General features: G+C 36.5%; 2 protein-coding genes. One reads left to right on the top strand and one right to left on the bottom strand.

The window, feature by feature from the left end; translation table 11 throughout:
- Positions 1-102: 102 nt before the first annotated feature.
- Positions 103-813, bottom strand: coding sequence for an N-acetylmuramoyl-L-alanine amidase (locus BDR01S_RS24480; protein WP_066259430.1), 711 nt, complete (start codon positions 811-813; stop codon positions 103-105).
- 479 nt (positions 814-1,292) lie between these two features.
- On the opposite strand from BDR01S_RS24480, the gene BDR01S_RS24475 reads away from it, so the two are divergent.
- On the top strand, positions 1,293-1,532 hold the full coding sequence (locus tag BDR01S_RS24475; protein ID WP_066259433.1) for a hypothetical protein: 240 nt from the start codon (positions 1,293-1,295) through the stop codon (positions 1,530-1,532).
- Positions 1,533-1,725 lie beyond the last annotated feature (193 nt).

Raw genomic sequence — 1,725 nt, 5'->3', positions numbered from 1 at the left:
CTTAAGCGGAAAACCTCCGCTTATATACCTCGAACCGAGCTCAATTCTGCAGACTAACCGGAAAATCTCCGCTTATTTTAAGTACCACTGGTCTCGTCACACCTATAAGTATCTTTCTACCGCGTTTACCATTCCTTGAACAAGCTTTTTTTGGTAGCTGCTTGTGGATAGTCTTCTATCTTCTGATTGGTTGGACATGAATCCCATCTCAATAAGGATCACTGGAGTCGTTGACCAATTAAAACCTGAAAGATCTTCTCTTGGCATTAGTCCCGTCCGATATGCTTTTTTGGCCCTTGTTGCTTTAATTGATTCTTGGAGCATATATTCCGCTGCTTTTTTACTAGCTTGATTTACCTTTTTGGTTGATTTTCCAGTTGGATATAAAACCGAAAGACCTTGAACATTCTTATTTATGCTTCCATCCGCATGAATTCGTAACGTTAAATCAGCATGTTTCTGATTACAATATTGGGCACGCTGAACATTGCTGATATTTACGTTATGCGTTGTTCTTGTCATAAAAACTTTATATCCTTTTTTCCTTAAGGAATCGCGTAATTTAAGAGCAACTTCAAGAGTAAGTTTGTATTCTGGTTTCTTTGTGGCAATACCCGCTGTTCCTGATGAAACTTTTGCTTTCCGTATTTTTGATCCTGGTGCAATTGGCTCCTTATCAAGGTTTTGATGGCTTTGATGCCCTGGATCAATACAAATTGTCCTTTGTTCCTTGGATGCGGCCTTACCAACATCTATTCCCATTTGACTAAAAATTAAAATAAAAATTGCTACAATAAAAATTGCTCTTTTCATAAAAATTCTCCTATATAAAAATTTGTGTACGACGATGTCCCCAAGGTCTTAAAAAGGGATACGAAAGTTCCTAAAGAAGCGAATTGACACCATATTTATTTTACCAGTAAAAACTACATTTTTTTACAATATTCTTCGACAAATCTCACTAGGTTTAATCAGCAAAATGTGTTCACGACAACTGGACGGTTTCAACAGCTTCTGTAAAATGCAAAAAGCAAAGGATTTAACCCTTGGCTCATTCACTAGATTTAATGTTTTACAACTTTGAATGCCAAAGGGACGGCCCTAATGGCTCAATTTTGGTTAACTTCAACCAATAATAAGCCAGTAGAACCGCCCCCATGTCCCCCGGTGAGATTCCCAATTAAAGTCATAATAGTACAGAGGCAGCTTTTTAGCGTATACTAATCTATGGATATACATGTTCAATCTAAAATCTATCAATTCCAATGCTTCAAGCTGGAGAGGATTAATGTATGAGAATTGTAACAAAGTTTCAAAGTGAAGAACTAGAAATTATAAAAATCTACATCAGCCTAGGGTTTACGATTACAGTAGAAATATTCAGGGATCCTGAAGGATATAAAAGCTTAGCAAATAACTCCTTTCCTCAACACGATGATCTATTAGGAATCGGGATACATAAGCATAAAAAAGAGAGTGTAAAACTAGCTATCAACGATTTGCGTAAATTGATGAGGGAGTTTCGGGAATAACGAGTAGACATGAAAACCATGCCGGAAAACAGCATGGTTTTTTTATGTTTAGGTTAAAATTGCCCCATACCGCTTCAATCCTGACCTTCCTCCTTCCAATGTCTAAAAAGAATGTCGAAGGATGAATACAAAATATAACTCTTTTAAAAAGGAACCTAAGTTAATAGGTTAATCACCCTAGCTAATAAATAGA

Source organism: Neobacillus drentensis NBRC 102427, assembly GCF_001591445.1.
GTDB lineage: Bacteria > Bacillota > Bacilli > Bacillales > Cytobacillaceae > Neobacillus > Neobacillus drentensis.
The sequence above is the reverse complement of the archived record's forward strand: the minus strand, read 5'-3'. Positions and strand labels throughout refer to the sequence as shown.